Below are 24,112 nucleotides of genomic sequence, written 5' to 3'. Positions count from 1 at the left end.
CATCATCAGCCCCGGCTTCTGTATTTTTTCTTCCACAGCACCACCAGCGAGCCGATCAGTCCGAAGACCAACAGCGCAACCGGCAGGAGCATCAGGCAGGACATCAGCTGATCTTCATACTTAAGGAATACCGGGGTTTTGCCCAGCAGATAGCCCAGCGAGGTCAGGATGAGCACCCACAGCAGGCCGCTCATCCAGTTAAAGAACTGAAAGCGGGCGTTATTGAGACCGGAAAGCCCGGCGATGGTCGGCAGCAGCGTGCGCACGAAGGCGATGAAGCGGCCGATCAGCAGCGCGGAGAGGCCATGCTTATGAAACAGGTGATGCGCGCGCTGATGATAGTGAGAGGGCAGATGCGACAGCCAGTTTTGCACGATCCGTGTGTTGCCTAGCCAGCGCCCCTGGATATAGCTCAGCCAGCAGCCGAGGCTGGCGGCGGCGGTGAGCAGCAGCAACGTTTCCGGAAAGCCCATCGCCCCTTTGGCGATCAGCACGCCCACGAGCACAAGCAGGCTGTCCCCCGGCAAAAACGCGGCAGGCAGTAACCCGTTCTCAAGGAACAAAATCATAAACAAGACAAAATACAGCATGCCAATCATGGAGGGATTCGCGAGCGTTTCGTAATCCTGAGCCCACAAGGCATTCAATAACTGGGTTAATAGTTCCATTCACGATTCCTGGTACATCGGTTAACGGCACGTCTGAGCGCGTGGCATGTAGGGCGACAAGATTTTTATGAGATTATGGTCGCTGCTTCGGCGCTCTGAACGCTTCCCTGTATAAAACTGAAGTAAGTCAATACCTACTCCCAGAACGGCAAAATGCATCTAATTGTAACAAATCGTCTGACTTTCCGTCAGAGAAATTGCAATGTGTTGCTCGTTGATTTTGCTGATTGCGGCGATGTGAGGCGAGAGGATTTACACAGGCTGACACTATATATGTTTTGCTTACCTCAGCCTGCCTGGGGAACAGGCGCGCAGGGGCCGCGCGCCGGGGGGATAAAGGCTTATTTCGCGCCGTTGGCCGCCGTATCGAGATGAACCACCGGGTTTTCGGCAAATAAGTAGCGATCGGCATTAAATTCAAAGTCGTCGCTGGTTTCGTTAAACAGCATTTGCTTGGTATTTTCCAGATGCTGCCACATCGCCAGTTTGGCGGCGTTCGGATCTTTTCGCAGCAGAGCCTTCAGGATCTGATCGTGGTCGTCGCACCAGTTATCGACGGTGCGCAGGTCGATATGCTCATGCAGCTTTTTCCAGTACGGGTTATGCACGCGCTGGGTCCACATTTTTTCCACGATCGCCGCCAGGGCGCTATTCTGCGTGGCCAGCGCCACCTGGACATGAAACTGCAGATCCCACTCGGAGTCGCGGAAACACTTCTCGTTGCGCGCTTTCTCCTGAATCTCCATCAGCTTCATGATGTCCTGCTTGGTCACCTGAGTGGCCGCGAATTCGGCGATATTGCTTTCAATAAGCTGCCGCGCCTGCAGCAGCTCAAAGGGGCCATAGTTGGCGAACTCAAGGCTTTCATCGGCCACTTGCTGGTATTTCGGATGGTTAGAGATGACGTGAATGCCCGACCCTTTGCGGACTTCGACATACCCTTCCACTTCCAGCATGATAATGGCTTCACGAACCACGGTGCGGCTAACGTTTTTTTCATCGGCGATAAAGCGCTCGGCGGGCAGCTTATCCCCTACAAGGTAGACACCTTGTTCGATGCGCGTCTTCAGCTCAGCGGCAAGCTGCTGATAAAGACGACGTGGTTCAATGATTTCCATATTCGCTCCCGCAAGATGGCGACAATATTCGATTTGTTATACCACTTTTACGCGATTTCCACCACTGGCAGGGATGAAAAAGCCGCCTGAGAAGGCGGCTTGGCAGGCGATCACCTCAGCATCAGCGTCTCTAACTCTGGGTGGCCGGTTTGCGGCTGCTAAGCGGCGGCGTGTCATCGTCAGCCGGTTTGTTTTTCAGCACCGTCCAGATGACCAGCGCGCCCAGCAGGTCAAAGACCGCCAGTACGGCAAACAGCGGGCTGAAGCCGATGGTGTCTGCCAGCGCGCCGACGACCAGGGCGAACATGGTGCTCGCCAGCCAGGCGGCCATCCCGGTCAGACCGTTGGCGGTAGCGACTTCGTTACGGCCAAAGACGTCGGAAGAGAGGGTAATCAACGCCCCGGACAGCGCCTGGTGAGCGAACCCGCCGATGCACAGCAGGGCAATCGCCACGTACGGGCTGGTGAACAGGCCGATCATCCCCGGGCCAATCATCAGCAGGGCGCCCATGGTGACCACCATTTTACGCGACACGATCAGATTGACGCCGAACCAGCGCTGGAACAGCGGCGGCAGGTATCCACCGACGATGCAGCCGAGGTCGGCGAACAGCATCGGCATCCAGGCGAACATGGCGATCTCTTTCAGGTTAAAGCCGTAAACCTTAAACATGAACAGCGGGATCCAGGCGTTAAAGGTACCCCAGGCCGGCTCGGCGAGAAAACGTGGCAGGGCGATACCCCAGAACTGACGGTTGCGCAGGATCTGCCACGGCGACATTTTCTTCGCGTTATTGGTCTGGTGTTGAGACTCCTGGCCGCCAATGATGTAGTCGCGTTCTTCGTCAGATAATTTCTTCTGATCGCGCGGGTGTTTGTAGAAGATCAGCCAGGCGATGGCCCAGGCGAAGCTCAGCACCCCGGAGATAATGAACGCCATCTGCCAGCTGTGCATGACAATCGCCCACACCACCAGCGGCGGCGCGATCATGGCGCCGATAGAGGAACCCACGTTGAAGTAGCCCACCGCGATAGAGCGCTCTTTCGCCGGGAACCATTCGGAGCTGGCTTTCAGCCCGGCGGGGATCATCGCCGCTTCCGCCGCGCCCACCGCGCCGCGGGCCAGCGCCAGGCCACCCCAGCTGCCGGCGAGGGCGGTCGAGCCACAGAATATCGCCCAGGCGATAGCGAAGAAGGCATAGCCGACTTTAGTCCCCAGAATATCAAGGACATAGCCTGCGACAGGCTGCATGACGGTATAGGCAGCGGAATAGGCTGCAATGATATAGGAGTACTGTTGGGTCGAGATGTGTAACTCTTCCATCAGCGTCGGCGCGGCCGCCGCCACGGTGTTACGGGTCAGGTAGCCCAGCACGGTGCCCAGCGTCACCAGTGCGATCATGTACCAACGTAACCCTTTAATTTTACGCATGTAAACCTCATCGTCTGTAATTTCTCCGCACCAGGTGCGGCCTCTCCTGACGGCGATACGCGGTCGGGAAAGCGAAACGGAGGGTTCAGGAGGGCGGTCCCCTCTGGCCCGAACCTTACCATCAGTTGTTATGTAAAAAGTCGGTATCCATTCCGTATAAGCCGATGCCATCAACACCGGTAAAGCATTCCGTCGGTTTATATGTTGCGACGGCAGAAAGATAACTTGTCATACAACTTTAAAAGTTGAGTGCTGTCACAAAAGTGGGAAAGTTAGTGTGGTCTTTATGACTGGCGAGGAAAGCCAGATACGGCGCGCCCTGGCGAGACGTTTGCCGTGGACAGGCGGTTTTTTTTATCAGCGTTTATTGATCTAACTCACGAAAAACAGTTCGGTCTGTGGAAATTGGTGTGATAACTTTGTCAGCATTGTAGTCAATCATCTGAAAGGCTCCTGTTCCGGAGCGAAGAGGACACACGAATGACACCGTTTATGACCGAAGATTTTCTACTCGATAGCGAATTTGCCCGCCGCCTGTACCACGATTACGCGAAAGATCAGCCTATTTTCGACTACCATTGCCACCTTCCGCCGCAGCAGGTTGCCGAAAATTATCGTTTCAAAAATCTGTATGACATCTGGCTGAAAGGCGATCACTACAAATGGCGCGCGATGCGCACTAACGGCGTGCCGGAGCGTCTGTGTACCGGGGATGCCTCCGATCGCGAGAAATTTGACGCCTGGGCAGCCACCGTGCCTCACACAATTGGCAACCCGTTATACCACTGGACCCATTTAGAGCTGCGTCGCCCATTTGGTATTACAGGTAAGCTGCTGTCACCTTCCACCGCCGATGAGATCTGGGAACAGTGCAATGCGTTACTGGCGCAGGACGCCTTCTCCGCCCGCGGGATCATGAAGCAGATGAATGTGAAGATGGTCGGCACCACCGACGATCCGATTGATTCCCTGGAACACCATGCGGTTGTCGCCAAAGACACTTCATTTGATATCAAGGTGTTGCCGAGCTGGCGCCCGGATAAAGCGTTCAACATCGAGCAGGCGACCTTCAATGACTATATGGCTAAGCTGGGTGAAGTGTCGGACACCGATATTCGCCGTTTTGCGGACCTGCAAAGCGCGCTGACCAAACGTCTGGACCACTTTGCCGCTCACGGTTGCAAAGTCTCCGACCACGCCCTGGACGTAGTGCTGTTTGCGGAAGCGACCGACGCCGAGCTGGACGCCATTCTGGCGCGTCGCCTGGCTGGCGAAACCCTTAGCGAACGCGAAGTGGCGCAGTTCAAAACCGCGGTGCTGGTGTTCCTCGGCGCAGAGTATGCTCGTCGCGGCTGGGTGCAGCAGTACCACATCGGCGCGCTGCGCAATAACAACCTGCGTCAGTTCAAATTGTTAGGCCCGGACGTGGGCTTCGACTCGATCAACGATCGCCCGATGGCTGAAGAGCTGTCTAAGCTGCTGAGCAAGCAGAACGAAGAGAACCTGCTGCCGAAGACCATTCTCTACTGCCTGAACCCACGCGATAACGAAGTGCTGGGCACCATGATCGGTAACTTCCAGGGCGAAGGGATGCCGGGCAAGATGCAGTTCGGCTCCGGCTGGTGGTTCAACGATCAGAAAGACGGCATGGAGCGGCAGATGACCCAGCTGGCGCAGCTCGGCCTGCTGAGCCGCTTTGTCGGGATGCTGACCGACAGCCGCAGCTTCCTCTCCTACACGCGCCACGAATACTTCCGCCGCATTCTGTGCCAGATGATCGGCCGTTGGGTGACCGCCGGCGAAGCGCCTGCGGATATCGCGCTGCTGGGCGAGATGGTGAAAAACATTTGCTTTAACAATGCGCGTGACTATTTCGCCATTGAACTGAACTAAGACCAGAGGTCGGTTGATATGCAATACATCAAAATCCATTCGCAGGATAACGTCGCGGTCGCGCTGGCGGATATGACGGCCGGTAGCGTGGTGACGATCGACAATGACCCGGTCACCCTCGGTCAGGATATCGTTCGCGGACACAAGTTTGCACTGCGCGCTATCGCGAAAGGGGAAAACGTCGTTAAGTATGGGCTGCCGATTGGCCATGCGCTGGCGGATATCGCGCCGGGCGAGCATGTCCATGCGCACAATACGCGCACCAATCTCAGCGACCTTGACGCGTATCGCTATCAACCGGAGCAGGTTGCCCAACCGCCGCAGCCAGCGGATCGCGAAGTGCAGATTTATCGTCGCGCCAATGGCGACGTCGGCGTGCGCAATGAGCTGTGGATCCTGCCGACCGTCGGCTGCGTCAACGCCATGGCCCGCCAGATGCAGAACCGTTTTCTGAAAGAGGCAAACGGCGCGGAGGACATCGATGGGGTACATCTCTTCAGCCATACCTATGGCTGCTCGCAGCTCGGGGACGATCACCTCAATACCCGCACCATGCTGCAGAATATGGTTCGCCATCCGAACGCCGGGGCGGTGCTGGTGGTGGGCCTTGGCTGTGAAAACAACCAGGTGGAGGCCTTTCGCGAAACGCTGGGCGAGTATGATCCGCAGCGCGTGCACTTTATGGTTTGTCAGCATCAGGACGATGAAGTGGAGGCGGGAGTGGCGCATCTCCACCAGCTGTATGACGTGATGCGTCAGGATAAACGTCAGCCGGGTAAGCTGAGCGAGCTGAAGTTTGGCCTCGAGTGCGGCGGGTCTGACGGCCTGTCCGGTATTACCGCCAACCCGATGCTGGGGCGCTTCTCAGACTACGTGATCGCCAACGGCGGCACCACCGTGCTGACCGAAGTGCCGGAGATGTTCGGCGCTGAACAGCTGCTGATGAGCCACTGCCGCGACGAAGCGACCTTCGACAAGCTGGTGACTATGGTCAATGACTTTAAGCAGTACTTTATCGCGCACGACCAGCCTATTTACGAAAACCCCTCGCCGGGCAACAAGGCTGGGGGGATCACCACCCTCGAGGATAAGTCGCTGGGCTGTACCCAGAAAGCGGGCTCCAGCCAGGTCGTGGATGTCCTGCGCTACGGCGAACGTCTGAAAGTTCATGGTCTGAACTTGCTGAGCGCGCCAGGCAATGATGCCGTCGCCACCAGCGCGCTGGCCGGCGCCGGCTGCCATATGGTGCTGTTCAGTACCGGCCGCGGCACGCCGTACGGCGGCTTTGTGCCGACGGTGAAGATCGCCACCAACAGCGAGCTGGCGGCAAAGAAAAAGCACTGGATCGACTTCGATGCCGGACAGCTGATCCACGGCAAAGCGATGCCACAGCTGCTGGAGGAGTTCGTGGATACCATTGTGGCTTTCGCCAACGGCAAACCGACCTGTAATGAGCAGAATGACTTCCGCGAGCTGGCCATCTTTAAAAGCGGTGTTACCCTGTAAAGGCGCATTCATATTGGCGCCCGGGCGGCGTTGATCGCGCATTGGCCTGATAGCGCAGCGTCATCGGGTAAGCAGCAGCGGCGTTTCAGCCTGTGAAGCGCCGTTTGTTTTTTCTCTCAGGGAGCTTTCATGACCGCGTATTGGCTGGCTCAGGGCGTCGGCGTTATCGCCTTTCTTATCGGCATTACCACCTTTATCAACCGCGACGAACGTCGCTTCAGGCTTCAGCTGGCGGTCTATAGCGCCGTTATCGGCGTCCATTTTTTCCTGATGGGCGCCGCGCCTGCCGGGATGAGCGCCGGGCTTAATGCGCTCCGCACGGTCATTTCCCTGCGCACCCGCAGCCTGTGGGTGATGACAGTCTTTATCCTGCTGACGTTGATCCTCGGCCTTGGCAAGCTGCAGCATGCTATGGAGCTGCTGCCGATTATTGGCACTGTCGCCAGCACCTGGGCGCTGTTTCGCTGTAAAGGGCTGACCGTCCGCTGCGTGATGTGGTGCTCCACCGCCTGCTGGGTGACGCATAACCTGTGGCTGGGTTCGATTGGCGGGACGCTGATTGAAGGCAGCTTCCTGATCGTCAACGGCCTGAATATCATTCGCTTCCGCCGGATGCAAAAGCGGGGTATCGATCCGTTCAGGGTTGAAAACGCGGTGCAGGAAGAGAGCCCCTCCGCGCGGTAGCGGAGGGGAAAGGCATTAACTGCGCAGGGCGTTTTTCGCCAGCTGGTCGTCTTCCGCCATGCAGGCGGCGGCGGTAAACAGGGCGTCGGTGGAGGAGTTCAGCGCGGTTTCGCAGGAATCCTGCAGCACGCCGATGATAAAGCCGACGGCAACCACCTGCATCGCCACATCGTTCGGAATACCAAACATATTACAGGCCAGCGGGATCAGCAGCAGCGAACCGCCCGCCACGCCGGAGGCGCCGCAGGCGCACAGCGAAGCGACCACGCTCAGCAACAGCGCCGTCGGCAGATCCACCGGAATGTTCAGCGTATGGACCGCCGCCAGCGTCAGCACGGTAATCGTGATTGCCGCGCCCGCCATATTGATGGTCGCCCCCAGCGGAATGGAGACCGAATAGGTATCGCGATCCAGGTTCAGCTTCTCGCATAGCGCCATATTCACCGGAATATTGGCGGCGGAGCTGCGGGTGAAAAACGCGTAGACGCCGCTTTCGCGCAGGCAGGTCAGCACCAGCGGATAGGGGTTACGGCGAATCTTCCAGAACACCAGCAGCGGGTTAATCACCAGCGCCACCAGCAGCATACAGCCCACCAGTACCAGCAGCAGCTGGGCGTAGCCCCACAGCGTTTCAAAACCGGTGGTCGCCAGGGTGGAAGAGACCAGGCCGAAGATCCCCAGCGGCGCAAAGCGGATCACCACTTTAACGATAAAGGTCACCGCGTGGGAGATATCGTTGATCAGGTTTTTCGTGGTGTCGTTACCATGGCGCAGGGCGAAGCCAAGCCCCACCGCCCACACCAGAATACCGATATAGTTGGCGTTCAGCAGGGCGTCGACCGGGTTGGACACCATGCTCATCAGCAGACTACGCAGCACCTCAACAATCCCCGACGGCGGCGTGATGCTGTCGGCGGCGGTGGTTAAGTGCAGAGTCGACGGAAAGAGAAAACTGAACAACACCGCGGTCAGCGCCGCACTAAAGGTGCCCAGCAGATAGAGAAACAGAATAGGGCGAATACTGGTTTTTTGTCCGTGCTGATGGTTGGCGATCGAGGCCATGACGAGCATCAATACCAGCACCGGCGCTACCGCCTTTAACGCGCCGACGAACAGGGTCCCCAGCAGGCCGACGGCGATAGCCGCTGGCTTAGAGACCAGCGCCAGCAGCACGCCAAGCACCAGGCCGATTAAAATTTGTTTCACCAGGCTGCCTTGCGCCAGGCGGGAGAGCCACCCTGATGGGGGAGTGCGTGTTGTCATAATTCATTCCTTCCAGTGATGTAGCAAGCCATCCCAGCCACGTATTATTTGTTACGTTTATGTCAGGATGTAAATAGATGTTTGCATAGCCGAGTATACGGAAAGAAAGCCTGGCGGGAAGCGTAAAATACTGTGATTTTAATCTGGATCTTATTTTTTAACTACGCAGTAACATAATTGTGACATGAGCAGGCATTCTCGTTATGAGAAGGTCTGCTATAGCCGATTACCGCGCCGCCAGCGGGAGCCGACGGCGCGCCAGGCAGGTTATTCAGGCAGTTTGCGCTGCTTGTCGTGCTGCTTGTTGACCCAGGCGTTAATCAACAGCGTGACGGTCAGGATGCCGCCCACGACCCCCAGCGAGATGGCGACCGGGATATGGTAGAAGTCGACGATCAGCATCTTCACGCCAATAAACACCAGGATCACCGACAGGCCATATTTGAGCATCGAGAAGCGCTCAGCGACCCCCGCCAGCAGGAAGTACATGGCGCGCAGGCCGAGAATGGCAAACAGGTTCGAGGTCAGCACGATAAACGGGTCGGTGGTGACCGCGAAGATCGCCGGGATACTGTCGACGGCGAATATCACATCGCTCAGCTCGACCAGAATCAACACCAGCAGCAGCGGCGTGGCGAACAGCACCCCGTTTTTACGGGTGAAGAAGCGCTCGCTCTCGATTTTATCGGTCATTCGCAGATGGCTGCGGATCCAGCGCACCAGCGGTTTGTCGCCGATGCCGGAATCATCCTCTTTCGCCAGCGCCATCTTCACGCCGGTAAACAGCAGGAAGGCGCCGAAGACGTACAACAGCCAGTCGAACTGGGAGATAAGCCAGCTGCCGGCGAAGATCATAATGGTGCGCAGAACAATCGCCCCGAGGACGCCATACACCAGCACCCGGCGCTGCAGAGCAGGCGGCACGGCGAAGTAGCTGAACAGCATCAGCCAGACGAAGACGTTATCGACCGCCAGCGCTTTTTCAATCAGATAACCGGTGAGGAAGGCCAGGGCCTGCGGATCGGCGACGGCGCGGCCCTGGGTTTGCACCAGATACCACCAGAACGCGGCGTTGAACAACAGAGAAAGTGTGACCCAGAGGATAGACCAGCCAGCGGCCTGCTTCATGGTCATGCTATGCGAACCGCGTCGTCCCTGAAGCAGCAGGTCGATCGCCAACATGATCGCGACGACGACAGCGAATCCACCCCATAGCAACGGCGTGCCGACAGTATTCATTTGATATTCCTTACATAAAAACAAAAACGGCTGACGTCGGAAGACGGCAGCCGCTGCGCTTTTATGCATAGACCTCGCCTTCCGGCAAGGTCTCACTTACAACAACCAAAGTTCATCGCGATGGGCTTTGGTGATTGCCCGGCGACCGGATGCGGTATTACACGCATCGTAATGACGATCGGCCGGCAAGGAAGTTACTCCCCTTTGCTCGTAACAAAATATGTCACGAGGCGGTTTTCGTCAATGGCGGCCAGACGGGCCTTTACACTCTTTTACGCCAGCGGCTGCGTATCGGCCGGGAAGATCACCCCGGTCTGGCGACGAATTTCGCTCGACAGTTTCGCCGTGATACGGCTCACAGCCAGGCCCGGATGGTCGACATCCTCTGTTTCCACCAGCCGCGCGAAGGTCTCCGCCTCATACAGCATAGTATTGATATGCTGCGGCTGCGTCAGGTCCTGGGCTTTGCCGCCGCGCGGCACAAACGCCAGCTTCTGGCACTCGGAGATTTTTTCGATCACCAGTACCCCTTCTTCCCCCTGAATTTCGCTGGGGATCGCCGAGTCGCTCACCTTGGAGTGATGCAGCGTCACGTCGAAGTCGTCATAGCTCAGCACCACGGTGCCCTGGGCGTCCACGCCGCTGTCCAGCAGGCAGGCGGTGGCATGAACGGCCCGCGGTTCGCCCCACAGCGCCACAGCGGACGCCAGGCAATAGAAGCCGATATCCATAATCGAACCGTTGGAGAACGCCGGATTAAAGGTGTTGGGGTTTTCGCCGTCGAGGTAGCGCTGGTAGCGCGAAGAGTACTGGCAGTAGTTAATGAAGGCTTTACGCAGTTTACCCACTTTGCCGAGGGTTTCCTTCAGCAGCAGAAAGTTGGGCAGGCTGGCGGTTTTGAAGGCTTCAAACAGCACCACGTGGTTGGCTTTCGCCACCGCGATGGCCGCCTCGACCTCCTGTAGATTCGACGCCAGCGGTTTTTCGCAAATGACGTGCTTCTTGTGGCTCAGGAACAGCCGCGTCTGCGGGAAGTGCAGGGAGTTCGGGCTGGCGATATACACCGCATCAATGGCGTCGCTTTGCGCCAGCGCCTCCAGCGAGGTATACAGATGCTCGACCGGATAGTCATTGGCGAAGGCTTGCGCCTGTTCGAGGCTGCGGGAGTAGATGGCGGTAAGTTTATATTTGCCGGTTTCATGGGCGGCATCGACAAACTGCTTAGTGATCCAGTTTGTGCCAACAACTGCGAAACGTATCATAAACGGTGACGAACTCCATTAAAGGGAACCTGTCGCCACTCTATCATGCCCCCATGACAAAACCAGTGCGTGACTACGCAGAACGCTTCAACGAAAGGTGCGTCAGCCACAGGCGGGTGTCGAACTCCAGCTGGTAGTATTGCGGCTCCATATGGCAGCACAGCTGATAGAAAGCCTTGTTGTGATCCTTCTCTTTCAGATGCGCCAGCTCATGAACCACGATCATGCGCAGAAAGGCCTCCGGCGCGTCGCGAAATACCGTTGCCACGCGGATCTCCGCTTTGGCTTTCAGCTTGCCGCCCTGAACGCGGGAAATGGCGGTATGCAGGCCGAGCGCATTGTTCAGCACGTGGATCTTACTGTCATACATCACTTTGTTGATCGGCGCCGCGCCGCGCAGAAAGCGGTTTTTCAAGTCCTGGGTGTACTGATATAGCGCTTTATCGCTGTTAACGTCGTGCCCTTGCGGATAGCGCTTTTGCAGCACCTCGCCGAGGCGGTCTTGCTCGATTAACGTGGTCACCTGCGCCAGCAGCGATTCAGGATAGCCCTGTAAATAAATGAGTTTTGTCATCGTCTTATCATTACGTCTGTCAGGAGGGCAGTTCAGCCACGGTCATGGTAAAGACCAGCGGCGCAGTACCCTCATTGCGGTAACCGTGCTCTATTTCGGTGCGGGCCACCGCGGATTCTCCGACCGCCACCGTGCGGCAGGTCTCGCCAAGCGTCAGCGTCAGCGCGCCGGCTTCCACGTGCAGCAGCTCGAAGGTCGTCGCCGGGTGGCCGGGCGAGGTAAAGGCTTCGCCGGGCTGCATCTCCCAGCGCCACAGCTCAATCATATTCGGCCCGGCGGTGCCGGCGAGAAGCCTGGCGCTGCCTCCCAGCGGGCCTTGCCAGAGGGTGGGGATCTGCTCGGCGGGAATAATATGCAACGCGGGTTCGCTTGCCACATTGACGATATCCGCCACCGAAACGCCCAGCGCGGCGGCGAGTTTGCAGAGGATCGCAATGCTGGGGTTGGCGGCCTCTTTTTCCATCTCGACCAGCATACCTTTGCTGATGCTGGCCCGGCGCGATAGCTCGTCCAGCGACATTTTTTTCGCTTTACGGTAGGCCTTCAGCCGCGTGGCGACGGCGCGACTTACCTGGTCGACATCAGCTCCTGAATCGGTCGTTATATTGACTTTTACGTTCATTGGTCACTATGATGAAACAAATTGGTCATTACAGGATTATCGAATGCGTAGCGTAACGCCGTCAATCGAATCTGCGGTCAGCCGCCTGGCGCCGGGCTTTCGGGCATTAAGTATTGTGGTGGAGAGTGCGCCGGTGGCCAACCCCGCCATCGCGGAGCAGGCGCTGGCCGAGGCCTGCCAGGCGGTGCAGCAGGATGATGTGCCCTGGGCGCAAGCGCACCTGGCGGCATGGGATGAAGCCTTCAGCGCCTTCGGCGCGAAGGCGAAACGTACCCCCTGTTCGGCGCAGGCGCTGCGCAAGCGGGTGCGGAAAGAGGGGAGCCTGCCGGCCATCGATCCGGTAGTGGATATCTACAACGCGATCAGCATTCGCTATGCCGTCCCGGTCGGTGGGGAAAATCTGGCCGCCTACCGTGGCGAACCGCGGCTGGCCATTGCCCGCGGCGATGAGCCATTCGATACGCTAAAATCGGCAGAGCCGGTGGTGGAATATCCGGAGCCGGGCGAAGTCATCTGGCGGGATGATATAGGCGTAACCTGCCGACGCTGGAACTGGCGACAGGGCGTACGTACCCGGCTGGACAGCGGCGCGCAGACGATGTGGTTTATTCTCGAAAGCCTGCCGGCGATGCCGTTGTCGGCCCTGCAAGAGGCGGGAGAGCGGCTGGTAGGCTATCTGCAGCAGCTGATGCCCGGTGCCCGCGCGTCGATAACGCTGCTGCAAGCCGATGGCGAGGGCGATCTACGCTGAGCGGCGATGATCAGCGATCTCTCTTCAACTGGACAGGATTTGCGTATAAACTCGCGGGTTTTACTATTCCGGAGGCGGAGAGGCGATGAGCCAGGCAGAGTTAAACGGTGAGTTATTCACATTAGAGCGGTTCCCACCTAACGCTGAAGAAGAAGCGCTTCAGGCGTGGGAAGCGGCGGATGAATATCTGCTGCAACAGGTGAATGACGTCGACGGCCTGACGCTCATCTTCAACGACGGCTTCGGCGCGCTCGCCTGCGCGCTGGCGGAGCGCAACCCCGTCAGCATCAACGATTCCTTTATTTCCGAGCTGGCGACCCGCCACAACCTACGGATGAACGGCATTGATGAAGAGAGCGTGCGCTTTCAGGATAGCCTGAGCCCGCTGCCGGCCTCGCCGGCGCTGGTGCTGATTAAGGTGCCAAAGCAGCTGGCGCTGCTGGAACAGCAGCTGCGCGCCCTGCGCCAAGTGGTGACGCCGGAAACCCGCATTATCGCCGCGGCGAAAGCCCGCGATGTGCATAACTCGACGCTGGCGCTGTTTGAAAAAATTCTCGGTACCACCACCACCTCGCTGGCATGGAAAAAAGCGCGTCTGATCCACTGCGTTTTCACCGCCCCTGAGCTGGCCGATGCGCCGCAAACCTACAGCTGGAAGCTGGACGGCACGCCGTGGACCATCCACAACCATGCCAACGTTTTTGCCCGCAGCGGTCTGGATATCGGCGCGCGCTTCTTCCTGCAGCATTTACCGTCTAATTTAGAAGGCGAGATCGCCGATCTCGGCTGCGGCAACGGGGTGATTGGCCTGCAGGCGCTGGCGCAGAACCCGAACGCGCGGGTCATGTTCACCGATGAGTCGCACATGGCGGTGGCTTCCAGCCGGTTGAACGTCGAGCACAACCTGCCGGACGATATCGACCGCTGTGAATTTATGGTCAACAACTCGCTCTCCGGCATTGAGCCGGACCGCTTTACGGCGATCCTGTGCAATCCGCCGTTCCATCAGCAGCACGCCATTACCGACCATATTGCCTGGCAGATGTTTAACGACGCCCGCCGCAGCCTGAAATACGGCGGCGAGCTGTACGTCGTCGGCAACCGCCACCTCGATTACTTCCGTAAGCTGAAGCGCGCGTTTGGTAATTGCACGACGATTGCGACGAACAATAAGTTCGTCATTTTGAAAGCGACCAAGGTGCGTAAGCAGCGCTGATACTTGTCGCAGTTTACCCGGCTTGCGGCTGTCGCCTTAGCCGGGCTACCGGCTGACGCCTTCGCCGGGCTAGCGTGCGGGATTATCGTGGTAGCCCGGGGAAGGCGCATCGCGCCGCCCCCGGGACACGGCTAAATCGTCAGCGCCAGCTTCGTGCCCTGGGCAATCGCCCGGCGCGCATCCAGCTCCGCCGCCACGTCGCAGCCGCCGATCAAATGCACCGTTTTCCCTGCCGCGCGCAGCGGTTCCGCCAGCTCGCGGCGCGGCTCCTGACCGGCGCAGACAATCACATGATCCACCGCCAGCAGCTGGCGTTCACCGCCGATAGTCACATGTAACCCCTCATCATCGATCTTCTCATAGCTGACCCCCGGGATCATTTTCACGCCGCGCGCCAGCAGCGTCGCGCGATGGATCCAGCCGGTGGTTTTGCCGAGCCCTTCGCCCGGTTTGCTCGCTTTGCGCTGCAGCATCACAATTTGTCGCGGGCTTTGACTCAGTTGCGGGCCCTCAGGACTCAGCCCTCCCGCCGTTTGCAGGCTGGTATCGATACCCCATTCGCGACAGAATTCGCCGATATCCTGGCTGGTGGCCACGCCCGACTGGCTTAGGTACATCGCGGTGTCGAAGCCGATGCCGCCGCAGCCGATGATCGCCACCTTCGCGCCAACCGGCGCTTTGTCGCGCAAGACATCCAGGTAGCTGAGCACCTTGGGATGATCGATCCCGGCGATCGCCGGCAGGCGCGGGGCGATACCGGTGGCGAGGATCGTCTCATCGAACGCCAGCAGATCGTCTGCCGTAACGCGGGTGTTCAGGCGCAGATCGACGCCGTTAAGATCGAGCATGGTGCGGTAGTAACGCAGCGTCTCGTGGAACTCCTCTTTGCCAGGGATCTGTTGGGCGATATTAAACTGGCCGCCGATCTCCGGCAGCGCATCGAACAACGTGACCTGATGGCCGCGGGCGGCGGCGTTAACGGCAAAGGCCAGACCGGCCGGCCCGGCGCCGACCACCGCCAGCCGTTTAGGCGCGTTGGCAGGCAGGACCGGCATCAGGGTTTCATGACAGGCGCGCGGGTTGACCAGACAGGAGGTGACTTTGCCGACGAAGATCCGATCGAGACACGCCTGGTTGCAGCCGATGCAGGTGTTGATCTGATCGGCACGATCGTTCTGCGCTTTTGACATAAATTCGGCGTCGGCAAGGAACGGGCGGGCCATTGATACCATATCGGCATCGCCGCGGGCGAGAATATCCTCCGCGACCTGCGGATCGTTGATGCGGTTGGTGGTGATCAGCGGGATCGACACCGCGCCTTTCAGCTTGCGGGTGACCCAGCTAAAGGCGCCGCGCGGTACCGGCGTGGCGATGGTTGGAATGCGCGCTTCGTGCCAGCCGATCCCGGTGTTGATGATGGTCGCTCCCGCCGCTTCAATCGCTTTGGCCAGTTCGGTGACTTCCGCCAGCGTGCTGCCGTCGTTGACCAGATCGAGCATCGACAGACGGTAGATGATAATGAAATCGTGGCCGGCGCGCTGGCGCACGGCCTTGACCACTTCAACGGCGAAACGCATACGGCGCGCGTAATCGCCGCCCCATTGATCGCTGCGCTGGTTGGTGCGCGCGGCGAGGAATTCGTTAATCAGATAGCCCTCAGAGCCCATCACCTCGACGCCGTCATAGCCCGCTTCCCGCGCGAGCTGGGCGCAGTGGGCAAAATCATCGATCAGCGTGAGGATCTCGTTGTGGCTCAGCTCATGAGGGGTGAACCGGTTAATCGGCGCCTGCAGAGGCGAGGGGGCGACCAGCGCGGGCTGGTAGCTGTAGCGCCCGGTATGCAGGATCTGCAGAGCGATTTTGCCGCCTTCCTGATGTACCGCGTCGGTGATCTGGCGATGATGCGCCAGATGGCTGGCATCGTTGAGCACCGCGCCGCCGGCCATGGTCACCCCGGACGGGGCGGGAGCGATGCCGCCGGTGACGATCAGCGCCACGCCGTGACGCGCGCGCTCGGCGTAAAAGGCCGCTAACCGCTGCGCGCCGTCGGGCAGTTCTTCCAGACCCGTATGCATGGAGCCCATCAACACGCGGTTTTTAAGGGTAGTGAAGCCCAGCTCAAGCGGGGCGAAAAGCGACGGATAGCGGCTCATAATGGCTTCCAATGTAAAATTATTGTTATGTGGTCGGATGAGTTACTAATTTAGCCGTCGTGGAGAAAAAGGGAAAAGGGGAGTGCGGTGATTGTGATGGGATTCAAAGAACGGCGAAGCGTTGCCCCTCACCCCGGCCCTCTCCCAAAGGGAGAGGGAGAAAGGCGGACCAGCACTGGTATTCAGGCTTGCGCCAGACGGTTCCCTCTCCCTCCGGGAGAGGGTTAGGGTGAGGGCGAAGACGGGTACCGATATCCAGGCCAGCGCCAGACGGTTCCCTCTCCCTCCGGGAGAGGGTTAGGGTGAGGGCGAAGACGGGCACCGATATCCAGGCCAGCGCCGGACGGTTCCCTCTCCCGCCGGGAGAGGGTTAGGGTGAGGGGGAAGACGCAACGCGCTGGCGGCGTTCCAGACCCGGCGCCTGCCACATCGATGTTGTCAGCCCGCTATCGACAAGACCAAGCTGATCGGCATACACCGACTGCCATTTACTCATCATCTCCTGATAAAGCTCGCGATGTTGCGGATTAGGGCTGAATTCGCGGTGCCAGCTCACTAACTTTTCTCCAGCGCTGGCCATATCGCCGTACAGCCCGGCGCCAGCGCCGGCGGCAATGGCGCAGCCGAGGGCAGTGGCTTCGCGGACCACCGGTACCCGTACCGGCAGGCCGGTGACGTCGCTGAGGATCTGGCTCCACAGCGCGCCTTTAGAGCCGCCGCCGGCAAACACCAGGCTGTCGAAAGTCACCCCGGAAAACTGCGAAATCTGCGCCAGGTTGCAGGCGGAGACAATCGCCGCGTTCTCCTCCAGGGCCCGGAACAGGGTGGCTTTATTGCACTTCTCCGGATCGATGGAGAGGTTAATAAACGATGGCGCAGCGTGGTACCACTGCTTAAAGTGCATGGCGTCGGAAAAAATAGGCATCACGCCGTGGGAACCGGCGGGTACGCGGCTGGCCATCTCCTCCAGCAGCGAATAGGCATCGACGCCGAGACGCTCGGCAATCAGCTTTTCTTCAGCGCAGAAGGCGTCGCGGAACCAGCGCATGGTCAGTCCGGTAAAGAAACTGATCGATTCCGCCTGCGCCATGCCGGGGATCACGTGAGGATTGACGCGGATATTCATCTGCGGGTCGGTGCGCACCTGCGGCAGATTGACCACCTGCTGCCAGAAAGTGCCGCCGAGTACCGCGCTTTGCCCGGCGCGTACCACCCCGAGCCCGAGGCAGCCGAGCTGCACGTCGCCGCCGCCCATCACCACCGGCGTCCCGACGCGCAGGCCGCTCTGCTGGGCTGCTGCTTCGGTGACGGCGCCCAGCAGCGTGCCGGTCTCTTTCACCGGCGAGAGCATATCGGCGCGCAGCCCGGCCATATCCAGCAGCGCCGGACGCCAGTCGCGGCTGAACAGATCGAGCATGCCGGTGGTGCCTGCGTTTGACGGGTCGACCGCCAGCTCGCCGGAAAGCTTCGCCGCCAGCCAGTCGCTGATCATGGTGATAGTCGCCGCCTTGCGGTAGATATCGGGACGATGGTGCGCCAGCCACAGCAGGCGTGGCATGGCGCTGAGCGCCAGCGTTTGCCCGGAGACCTCGTACACCTCGGATTCAAAACGATAGTCGTGGATCTCCTTAAGCTCCGCCACTTCGCGGCTGGCGCGGGCATCAACGTTGGCGCAGGCCCAGATGGCCTCGCCGTTGCGGTCATAGAGGACGATCCCTTCGCGCATCGAACAGCAGGCGACGGACTGAATATCGGCGGCAGAGAGCCGGGCGGCGTCGAGCGCCTGGCGAATGCACTGGCAGGCCAGCTGCCAGTTGGTGGTAAGGTCGAACTCCATCGAGCCGGGGACGTTATCGACGCTCAGGTGTTTCCATTCGGCCTGGCCCACCGCCAGCTGGCGGCCATTAAGATCGAAAATGACCGCCCGTATGCTGCCGGTCCCGGCATCTAACGCTAACAGGTAACTCATGACATGCGCCTCACTGTTGTCGCGCGGCGCCGGGCCGTCAGGAGGCCAGTGCGAGCACCGCGCGTGCTGTTGTCTCTTCCGTTACCAGGCCATTAATGCGCTTGCCAATCAGAGCGGCATGAATCGCCTGCGCTTTTTGTTCTCCCCCGGCGACGCCGACGATGGTCGGCAGCTGCGCCAGCTCATCAAGGGTCACGCCGAGCAGTTCCCGATGGATCTCCAGTCCTTCTACCGGCCGGCCGTCGGCCTGCAGGAAATAACCTAAAATGTCGCCGACCGCCCCTTTGCGGGCGTACATCAGCTGTTCGCCCTCGCTGATATAGCCGGAGCGCAGAATGGTCGCGTCGCGCCGCTGATCGATAGCGCCAATGCCAACCACCGCCGCGTCCGCCGCCGTCGCCGCCAGCATCACATCGCGCACGCTGGATTCGCGGCGCAGGATCTCAGCGACCTCCGCCGACGAGACCCGCAGCGGCGCCGGAATAATACTGACGCTGCAGGCGGCATCCAGTTGGCCGATGCCGGTCATATAGGGGCCGACGCCGCCGGAGAGAGTGACCAGTCGCACCTGCTGCGAGCCGATAAAGCCGCTGAGATGCTGCAGGCAGCTCATGGTGGCTTCGCCGAAGCCGACCGCCAGCAGCTGTCCCGGTTGCAGAATGCCCATCAGCGACTGCGCGGCACCGATCCCCAGCCGGGTATTCATCGGCGGGGTGTTGAGCGCCGGCAGCACACGGGCAATCTTGAGGCCAAAGCGCTGCTGGAGTTCACTTTCCAGCGCCAGACAGCCCTCATAGCGCGAGTTGATCTGCACGCGAATCACCCCGGACTGGCGGCCTTTCTCCAGCAGGCGGGAAATCTTCAGCCGCGGCAGCCCCAAACGCTCGCCGATGTCGTTTTGCGTCAGGCCGTCGTGGTAGTAACACCACGCCACCCGCGCCACCAGCTCTTCCTCGGCTAACGCCAGCCCGGCGTAGCGATGGTCTTCCGTAATGCGTTTTTCGCTCATAAATTGAACTCTTATAAAAATTTAGATCATATGTTCGCTATTGCGCGGCTGGAAAGTGTGAGCCGACTGGCAAAACGGATCTTTCATCTCTGGCCGCTTTTTTCCGGACGATCTAAAGCGCCAAACTGTGATCTTCGCACGGTTGTAAATATAGTTCACCGTCTACGCTTTTGAACATTATTAAATTTAAAAATCATTTGTTCAAACGAGGCGCGACGATGAAGCCACTGCTTGAAGCTCGCCAGATCCGCAAACAGTTCTCCGGCGTTGCCGTGCTGAAGGGCATCGACTTTACGCTATGCGCGGGCCAGGTGCATGCGCTGATGGGGGGCAACGGCGCGGGTAAATCGACGCTGATGAAGATCATCGCCGGCGTCGAAACCCCGGATAGCGGTGAACTGACGATCGGCGAACGCGCGTTTGCGCGCCTTAACCCGGCGTTGGCCCACCAGCTGGGCATCTATCTGGTGCCGCAGGAGCCAATGCTGTTTCCCAACCTCAGCGTGCGCGAGAACATTCTCTTTCGTCTGCCGAAGCGGGCGGATACCACCGCGCGGCTGCAGGAAAAACTGCAGCAGCTGAACTGCCAGATCAACCTCGATGCCAGCGCCAGCACGTTGGAAGTGGCCGATCAACAGATGGTCGAGATCCTGCGCGGCCTGATGCGCGAGGCGCGGATCCTGATCCTGGATGAACCCACCGCCTCTTTAACGCCGGGTGAAACCGAGAGACTGTTTAGCCAGATCCGCGCGTTACAGGCGCTGGACGTTGGGATCGTCTTTATCTCGCACAAACTGCCGGAAATCCGCCAGCTGGCCAGCCATGTGTCGGTGATGCGCGACGGGGCAGTGGTGCTCAGTGGCGAAACGGCGGGCTACGGCGACCAACAGCTTATCAGCGCCATGACGCCGGCCAGCCGCGACCATGCGCTGAGCGACACGCAAAAGCTGTGGCTGGCGCTACCGGGCAATCGCCGTACCCAGGCGCAGGATTTTCCCGTGCTGCGGGTGGAGGATCTCACTGGCGAAGGTTTTATCGATCTCAGTCTGGAGATCCGCGCCGGGGAGATCGTCGGCCTTGCCGGGCTGGTGGGATCCGGGCGCACCGAATTTGCCGAAACCTTATACGGCCTGCGTCCGCCGCGCGCCGGGAGGATCTGGCTGGAGAACCGCGAGATTAGTCAGGAGAGCACCCGCGCCAGGTTGGCCAGCGGGCTGGTCTATCTGCCGGAAGACCGCCAGGTCTCCGGGCTGTTTCTCGATGCGCCGGTGCGCTGGAACACGGTGATGTTCAATCAGCCGTCGTGGTGGCAGCAGGGGAAACGGGAGGCGGCGGTGGTCGAGCGCTATCACCGGGCGCTGGGGATCAAGCTGGCCGATGGCGACCAGCCGGTACGCACTCTCTCCGGCGGCAACCAGCAGAAGGTGCTGCTGGCGCGCTGTCTGGAAGCTAATCCGTTGCTGCTGATTGTCGATGAGCCGACGCGCGGCGTGGATGTCTCCGCCCGCGCCGATATCTATCAGCTGCTGAAAAGCGTCGCCGCGCAAAATGTGGCGGTGCTGATGATCTCTTCCGATGTGGAGGAGTTCGTCGGTCTGGCCGACCGGGTGCTGGTGATGCATCAGGGCCGCCACAGCGGCGAGCTGGCGCGGCAGGCGGTGACCGTCGATCGCATGATGACCCTGGCCTTCGGAGGGCAGGCATGAAAACGTTATTCAAGAATCGCGATCTGAGCGCCTTTTTTGCCATCGTGGCGCTGTTTGCCGTGCTGGTGGCGCTCAATCCGGCCTATTTCAGCCTGCAGACGCTGGCGATGATTTTCGCCAGCTCACAAATCCTGTGCCTGCTGGCGCTGGGGGCGACGCTGGTGATGCTGACCCGCAATATCGACGTGTCGGTGGGCTCCACCGTTGGCCTGAGCGCCATCGCCGTTGGGGTAGCGCTGAACAACGGCTACGGGCTGGCGACGGCGATCGCCTTCGCGCTGGCGATAGGCGCGCTGGCCGGGGCTTTTAACGGCCTGCTGGTGGTGGGGCTGCGCATTCCGGCGATCGTCGCGACGCTCGGCACGCTGGGGTTGTATCGCGGGGTGATGCTGCTGTGGACCGGAGGGAAATGGATCGAAGGCTTGCCCGACAGCCTGAAATCGCTCTCGGAGCCCGCGTTTATCGGCGTGTCGCCGCTGGGCTGGCTGGTGCTGGCGCTGCTGCTGGCGGGCGGCTGGCTGCTGTCGCGCACCGCCTCTGGACGTGATTTCTATGCCGTTGGCGATAACCTCGCCGCTGCCCGCCAGCTGGGCGTGGCGGTCAATCGCACACGGATGCTGGCTTTTACCCTCAACGGTATGCTGGCGGCCTGCGCCGGGATCGTCTTCGCCGCGCAGATTGGCTTTGTCCCCAATCAGACCGGCAGCGGCCTGGAGATGAAAGCCATCGCCGCCTGCGTGCTGGGCGGAATATCGCTGCTCGGCGGCACCGGTACGCTGCTCGGCGCGTTTCTCGGCGCCTTTTTCCTCACCCAAATCGACACCGTGCTGGTGCTGTTCCGCCTTCCTGCCTGGTGGAATGACTTTATCGCCGGCCTGGTGCTGCTCGGGGTGCTGGTGCTTGATGGACGCCTGCGCCAGGCGCTGGCCCGCCATCAGCGGGCGCTGAAGTACGGTCGTTTCCAGCCCGGCAACAAAGGGGGCAAACAGGTTGCCCGCTTTCCCGAACGCAAAAGCAAAGAGGTGGCTTAAATGAAGCTGAAGCTTAACTGGGAAAGCGCGCTGCTGGCGTTATTAGTCGTGGAAATCCTGCTGTTCGGCGCGCTGAATCCGCGCATGCTGGATCTCAATATACTGCTCTTTAGCACCAGCGACTTTATCTGCATCGGCATCGTCGCGCTGCCGCTGACGCTGGTGATTTTCAGCGGCGGGATCGATATTTCGCTGGGCTCGACCATCGGACTGCGCGCCATCGCCCTCGGGGTGATGACCCAGGCGGGCTGGCCGCTGTGGCTGGCGGTGTCGCTGACGTTGCTGCTGGGGCTGCTGTGCGGGCTAATCAACGCCGCGCTGATCCACTACACCGGCATCAGCCCGCTGGTGATCACCCTCGGGACGCTGTATCTGTACGGCGGCGGCGCGCTGCTGCTTTCCGGCATGGCCGGCGCCACCGGTTATGAGGGGATCGGCGGCTTTCCCGACAGCTTCACCGCCTTCGCCAATTTAACTCTGGGCGGGCTGCCGCTGCCGCTGGTGCTGTTCGCGGGTATCACCTTTCTCTTCTGGCTGCTGGCCCATCGCGGGCGCTTTGGCCGCCACCTCTTTTTACTCGGGCAAAACCCGCGCGCCGCGCTATGCGGCGCTGTCGGTGAACGGCATCCCGTATGTGCTGTATGGCCTGGTCGGTATTGCCTCGGCGGTCGCGGCGCTGGTGATGGTCTCCTATTTCGGCTCGGCGCGTTCGGATTTAGGCCGTGACCTGCTGATGCCGGCGCTGACCGCGGCGGTGCTCGGTGGGGCCAATATTTACGGCGGCTCGGGATCGATACTGGGTACCGCGCTGGCGGCATTGCTGGTGGGGTATCTGCAACAGGGTTTACAGATGGTCGGCATCCCCAACCAGGTGTCGAGCGCGCTGTCAGGGGCGCTGTTGGTTGTGGTGGTGATGGGGCGTTCGCTGAGCCTGCACCGTGAATGGGTGCGCGCGACCTGGCGGCGTCTTTTCTCGCGTAAAACAATCGGAGCACAACAATGAAAACAAAACGTATCCTGCAGGTCAGCGCGCTGGCGCTGGCGATGAGCGTGGCAACCGCGCAAGCGGCGGACCGCATCGCCTTTATTCCTAAGCTGGTCGGCGTCGGCTTCTTTACCAGCGGCGGCAACGGCGCGAAAGAGGCGGGGAAAGCGCTGGGCGTGGATGTCACCTATGACGGCCCAACCGAGCCCAGCGTCTCCGGCCAGGTGCAGCTTATCAACAACTTCGTCAACCAGGGCTACAACGCGATTATCGTCTCAGCCGTCTCACCGGACGGCCTGTGTCCGGCGCTGAAGCGGGCGATGCAGCGCGGGGTGAAAGTCCTGACCTGGGATTCCGATACCAAGCCGGAGTGCCGCAGCATCTATATCAATCAGGGCACGCCGCAGCAGCTCGGCGGCCTGCTGGTGGAGATGGCGCAAAAGCAGGTGACGAAGCCCGCTGCCAAAGTGGCGTTTTTCTACTCCAGCCCGACGGTGACCGACCAGAACCAGTGGGTGAAGGAAGCCAAAGCCAAAATCGAAAAAGAACATCCGCAGTGGCAAATCGTCACCACCCAGTTTGGCTATAACGATGCCACCAAATCGCTGCAAACTGCCGAGGGGATCTTAAAAGCGTATCCGGATCTCGACGCCATTATCGCGCCGGATGCCAATGCCCTGCCGGCGGCGGCGTAGGCGGCGGAGAACCTCAAGCGTCAGGGCGTGGCGATCGTCGGCTTTAGTACCCCCAATGTGATGCGCCCCTACGTGGAGCGCGGCACGGTGAAAGCCTTTGGCCTGTGGGATGTGGTTCAGCAGGGCAAAATTGCGGTTAACGTCGCCGATCGATTACTGAAAAAGGGCGATCTTAACGTCGGGGATAGCGTTGAGGTGAAAGATATCGGCTCGCTGAAGGTCGAACCGAACAGCGTGCAGGGCTACCAGTATGAGGCGAAGGGCAACGGTATCGTGTTGCTGCCGGAGCGCGTGGTGTTCAGCAAAGAGAACATCAATAACTACGACTTCTGACGG

At 59.9% G+C, this 24,112-nt stretch carries 18 protein-coding genes and 2 pseudogenes; 9 read left to right on the top strand and 11 right to left on the bottom strand.

All coding sequences use genetic code 11. The features are described 5' to 3' along the window. Positions 1 to 5: 5 nt before the first annotated feature. The 3 genes from yqjA to CE636_RS11850 form a co-directional block, all read right to left on the bottom strand. On the bottom strand, positions 6 to 668 hold the full coding sequence (gene yqjA / locus CE636_RS11860; RefSeq protein WP_004206121.1) for a DedA family general envelope maintenance protein YqjA: 663 nt from the start codon (positions 666 to 668) through the stop codon (positions 6 to 8). Positions 669 to 1,009: 341 nt separating this feature from the next. Further along, positions 1,010 to 1,786: a transcriptional regulator ExuR gene (gene exuR, locus CE636_RS11855; RefSeq protein WP_004206120.1), complete on the bottom strand. Its 777-nt coding sequence runs from the start codon at positions 1,784 to 1,786 to the stop codon at positions 1,010 to 1,012. Between the two features lie 130 nt (positions 1,787 to 1,916). Next, entirely contained in the window at positions 1,917 to 3,218 is a 1,302-nt protein-coding gene (locus CE636_RS11850; RefSeq protein WP_004206119.1) for an MFS transporter, read from the bottom strand. Between the two features lie 480 nt (positions 3,219 to 3,698). Here CE636_RS11850 and uxaC point away from each other — a divergent pair, with 480 nt between their 5' ends. The 3 genes from uxaC (at position 3,699) to CE636_RS11835 (ending at position 7,301) form a co-directional block, all read left to right on the top strand. Next, a complete protein-coding gene (gene uxaC / locus CE636_RS11845; protein WP_004206118.1) occupies positions 3,699 to 5,111 on the top strand; it encodes a glucuronate isomerase in 1,413 nt (470 codons plus the stop codon). 18 nt (positions 5,112 to 5,129) lie between these two features. Further along, positions 5,130 to 6,617 (top strand): UxaA family hydrolase, encoded by a 1,488-nt coding sequence (locus CE636_RS11840; RefSeq protein ID WP_017900666.1) that lies wholly within the window; start codon positions 5,130 to 5,132, stop codon positions 6,615 to 6,617. A gap of 129 nt (positions 6,618 to 6,746) precedes the next feature. Further along, positions 6,747 to 7,301, top strand: a complete 555-nt coding sequence (locus CE636_RS11835; protein WP_004206116.1) for a YgjV family protein — start codon at positions 6,747 to 6,749, stop codon at positions 7,299 to 7,301. Between the two features lie 15 nt (positions 7,302 to 7,316). On the opposite strand, the gene sstT is transcribed toward CE636_RS11835, so the two are convergent. The 5 genes from sstT to CE636_RS11810 form a co-directional block, all read right to left on the bottom strand. After that, positions 7,317 to 8,564 (bottom strand): serine/threonine transporter SstT, encoded by a 1,248-nt coding sequence (gene sstT / locus CE636_RS11830; protein WP_004206115.1) that lies wholly within the window; start codon positions 8,562 to 8,564, stop codon positions 7,317 to 7,319. A gap of 267 nt (positions 8,565 to 8,831) precedes the next feature. Beyond that, positions 8,832 to 9,803 (bottom strand): TerC family protein, encoded by a 972-nt coding sequence (locus CE636_RS11825; protein WP_004188496.1) that lies wholly within the window; start codon positions 9,801 to 9,803, stop codon positions 8,832 to 8,834. A gap of 272 nt (positions 9,804 to 10,075) precedes the next feature. Then, a complete protein-coding gene (locus tag CE636_RS11820) occupies positions 10,076 to 11,065 on the bottom strand; it encodes a Gfo/Idh/MocA family protein (RefSeq protein ID WP_004206114.1) in 990 nt (329 codons plus the stop codon). 73 nt (positions 11,066 to 11,138) lie between these two features. After that, positions 11,139 to 11,639 carry a M48 family metallopeptidase gene (locus CE636_RS11815; protein WP_017900667.1) on the bottom strand — a complete coding sequence of 167 codons (501 nt, stop codon included), beginning with the start codon at positions 11,637 to 11,639 and terminating at the stop codon, positions 11,139 to 11,141. 19 nt (positions 11,640 to 11,658) lie between these two features. Beyond that, positions 11,659 to 12,261 carry a helix-turn-helix domain-containing protein gene (locus CE636_RS11810; protein WP_004206112.1) on the bottom strand — a complete coding sequence of 201 codons (603 nt, stop codon included), beginning with the start codon at positions 12,259 to 12,261 and terminating at the stop codon, positions 11,659 to 11,661. Between the two features lie 43 nt (positions 12,262 to 12,304). Between CE636_RS11810 and CE636_RS11805 the strand changes: the two genes are divergently transcribed. Continuing rightward, positions 12,305 to 13,012, top strand: coding sequence for a B3/4 domain-containing protein (locus CE636_RS11805; RefSeq protein WP_017900668.1), 708 nt, complete (start codon positions 12,305 to 12,307; stop codon positions 13,010 to 13,012). 85 nt (positions 13,013 to 13,097) lie between these two features. Beyond that, entirely contained in the window at positions 13,098 to 14,228 is a 1,131-nt protein-coding gene (gene rlmG, locus CE636_RS11800) for a 23S rRNA (guanine(1835)-N(2))-methyltransferase RlmG (protein WP_017900669.1), read from the top strand. Between the two features lie 131 nt (positions 14,229 to 14,359). Here rlmG and CE636_RS11795 read toward each other — a convergent pair whose 3' ends face one another. The 3 genes from CE636_RS11795 to lsrR form a co-directional block, all read right to left on the bottom strand. Then, positions 14,360 to 16,381, bottom strand: coding sequence for an NADPH-dependent 2,4-dienoyl-CoA reductase (locus CE636_RS11795; protein ID WP_017900670.1), 2,022 nt, complete (start codon positions 16,379 to 16,381; stop codon positions 14,360 to 14,362). A 370-nt stretch (positions 16,382 to 16,751) separates the two neighbouring features. Then, positions 16,752 to 18,350: an autoinducer-2 kinase gene (gene lsrK, locus CE636_RS11790; RefSeq protein WP_017900671.1), complete on the bottom strand. Its 1,599-nt coding sequence runs from the start codon at positions 18,348 to 18,350 to the stop codon at positions 16,752 to 16,754. 37 nt (positions 18,351 to 18,387) lie between these two features. Next, positions 18,388 to 19,359 carry a transcriptional regulator LsrR gene (gene lsrR / locus CE636_RS11785; RefSeq protein ID WP_004206105.1) on the bottom strand — a complete coding sequence of 324 codons (972 nt, stop codon included), beginning with the start codon at positions 19,357 to 19,359 and terminating at the stop codon, positions 18,388 to 18,390. A gap of 218 nt (positions 19,360 to 19,577) precedes the next feature. Here lsrR and lsrA point away from each other — a divergent pair, with 218 nt between their 5' ends. The 4 genes and pseudogenes from lsrA to lsrB all read left to right on the top strand — a co-directional run bounded on the left by lsrA (position 19,578) and on the right by lsrB (position 24,109). Further along, positions 19,578 to 21,065 carry an autoinducer 2 ABC transporter ATP-binding protein LsrA gene (gene lsrA / locus CE636_RS11780; RefSeq protein ID WP_017900672.1) on the top strand — a complete coding sequence of 496 codons (1,488 nt, stop codon included), beginning with the start codon at positions 19,578 to 19,580 and terminating at the stop codon, positions 21,063 to 21,065. Next, positions 21,062 to 22,096 (top strand): autoinducer 2 ABC transporter permease LsrC, encoded by a 1,035-nt coding sequence (lsrC, locus tag CE636_RS11775; RefSeq protein ID WP_017900673.1) that lies wholly within the window; start codon positions 21,062 to 21,064, stop codon positions 22,094 to 22,096. The genes lsrA and lsrC overlap by 4 nt, the downstream gene beginning before the upstream one ends. Next, positions 22,097 to 23,099: pseudogene (gene lsrD / locus CE636_RS11770) on the top strand (autoinducer 2 ABC transporter permease LsrD). Beyond that, positions 23,096 to 24,109 (top strand): annotated as a pseudogene (gene lsrB / locus CE636_RS11765) (autoinducer 2 ABC transporter substrate-binding protein LsrB). Before lsrD ends, lsrB begins: the two co-directional pseudogenes overlap by 4 nt. Positions 24,110 to 24,112 lie beyond the last annotated feature (3 nt).

It is taken from the genome of Klebsiella sp. LY, assembly GCF_004010915.1.
Classification (GTDB): Bacteria; Pseudomonadota; Gammaproteobacteria; order Enterobacterales; family Enterobacteriaceae; genus Klebsiella; species Klebsiella quasipneumoniae.
This window is presented reverse-complemented; position numbering and strand designations above follow the sequence as displayed.

What these genes read in the sequence shown, in the direction of transcription:
- CE636_RS11805 (WP_017900668.1), top strand. Translation starts at nt 12,305, where the DNA reads ATGCGTAGCGTAACGCCGTCAATCGAATCTGCGGTCAGCCGCCTGGCG.
- CE636_RS11820 (WP_004206114.1), bottom strand. Translation starts at nt 11,065, where the DNA reads ATGATACGTTTCGCAGTTGTTGGCACAAACTGGATCACTAAGCAGTTT.
- CE636_RS11835 (WP_004206116.1), top strand. Translation starts at nt 6,747, where the DNA reads ATGACCGCGTATTGGCTGGCTCAGGGCGTCGGCGTTATCGCCTTTCTT.
- lsrA (WP_017900672.1), top strand. Translation starts at nt 19,578, where the DNA reads ATGAAGCCACTGCTTGAAGCTCGCCAGATCCGCAAACAGTTCTCCGGC.
- uxaC (WP_004206118.1), top strand. Translation starts at nt 3,699, where the DNA reads ATGACACCGTTTATGACCGAAGATTTTCTACTCGATAGCGAATTTGCC.
- exuR (WP_004206120.1), bottom strand. Translation starts at nt 1,786, where the DNA reads ATGGAAATCATTGAACCACGTCGTCTTTATCAGCAGCTTGCCGCTGAG.
- yqjA (WP_004206121.1), bottom strand. Translation starts at nt 668, where the DNA reads ATGGAACTATTAACCCAGTTATTGAATGCCTTGTGGGCTCAGGATTAC.
- CE636_RS11815 (WP_017900667.1), bottom strand. Translation starts at nt 11,639, where the DNA reads ATGACAAAACTCATTTATTTACAGGGCTATCCTGAATCGCTGCTGGCG.
- CE636_RS11795 (WP_017900670.1), bottom strand. Translation starts at nt 16,381, where the DNA reads ATGAGCCGCTATCCGTCGCTTTTCGCCCCGCTTGAGCTGGGCTTCACT.
- rlmG (WP_017900669.1), top strand. Translation starts at nt 13,098, where the DNA reads ATGAGCCAGGCAGAGTTAAACGGTGAGTTATTCACATTAGAGCGGTTC.
- CE636_RS11840 (WP_017900666.1), top strand. Translation starts at nt 5,130, where the DNA reads ATGCAATACATCAAAATCCATTCGCAGGATAACGTCGCGGTCGCGCTG.
- lsrC (WP_017900673.1), top strand. Translation starts at nt 21,062, where the DNA reads ATGAAAACGTTATTCAAGAATCGCGATCTGAGCGCCTTTTTTGCCATC.
- CE636_RS11825 (WP_004188496.1), bottom strand. Translation starts at nt 9,803, where the DNA reads ATGAATACTGTCGGCACGCCGTTGCTATGGGGTGGATTCGCTGTCGTC.
- CE636_RS11850 (WP_004206119.1), bottom strand. Translation starts at nt 3,218, where the DNA reads ATGCGTAAAATTAAAGGGTTACGTTGGTACATGATCGCACTGGTGACG.
- CE636_RS11810 (WP_004206112.1), bottom strand. Translation starts at nt 12,261, where the DNA reads ATGAACGTAAAAGTCAATATAACGACCGATTCAGGAGCTGATGTCGAC.
- lsrR (WP_004206105.1), bottom strand. Translation starts at nt 19,359, where the DNA reads ATGAGCGAAAAACGCATTACGGAAGACCATCGCTACGCCGGGCTGGCG.
- sstT (WP_004206115.1), bottom strand. Translation starts at nt 8,564, where the DNA reads ATGACAACACGCACTCCCCCATCAGGGTGGCTCTCCCGCCTGGCGCAA.
- lsrK (WP_017900671.1), bottom strand. Translation starts at nt 18,350, where the DNA reads ATGAGTTACCTGTTAGCGTTAGATGCCGGGACCGGCAGCATACGGGCG.